Source organism: Microbacterium maritypicum MF109 (assembly GCF_000455825.1).
Classification (GTDB): domain Bacteria; phylum Actinomycetota; class Actinomycetes; order Actinomycetales; family Microbacteriaceae; genus Microbacterium; species Microbacterium maritypicum_A.
The window spans coordinates 1-480 of sequence record NZ_ATAO01000106.1; the positions used below are offsets into that span (position 1 = coordinate 1).

Consider the following 480-nt stretch of genomic DNA (forward strand, 5'->3'; position numbering starts at 1 on the left):
GCCTCGAAGCGCGTGCCGGCATGTACGACGACGTCTCCTGCGGTGAAGACGCGGGTGGGCGTCCACACGACTGCCCCGTCGATGTCCGTCGCGAACTCCTGCCACGGACCCACGGGGTCGCCGGGGCGCTGGTCACGCGTCCACCACGACGCCTGCCACAGCCGCCCGTCGAGCGACACGAGCTCGCCGCCGGCATAGACGGTCTGCGCGCTCCACCCCGCAGCGGTGGGCAGGGACAGCGTCGCCGGCTCGACGGAGTCCGACACCGAGCGGACTCCGTTGACCCCCGTCACCTCGAAGGATGCCGCGGCGATCGAGCCCCGCGCGACGTCTTCTGTCGTGAGCCGGACGACGATCGCCTCGAGGGGTGCCGCCTCACCGGGGACGAGCGAGCCGACATCCGCTCCGGCAGCGGTCACGGCATCGAGCACGACGTTGCCCGTGTTCTCGACGGTGCGCGTCCAGGTCACGGTGTCGGAG

Annotated in this window: 1 protein-coding gene; it reads right to left on the bottom strand. The window is 71.9% G+C overall.

What is annotated here, in order from left to right:
• On the bottom strand, window positions 1-480 hold a 480-nt coding region (locus tag L687_RS27265), incomplete at both ends, for a carbohydrate-binding protein (protein ID WP_040569637.1).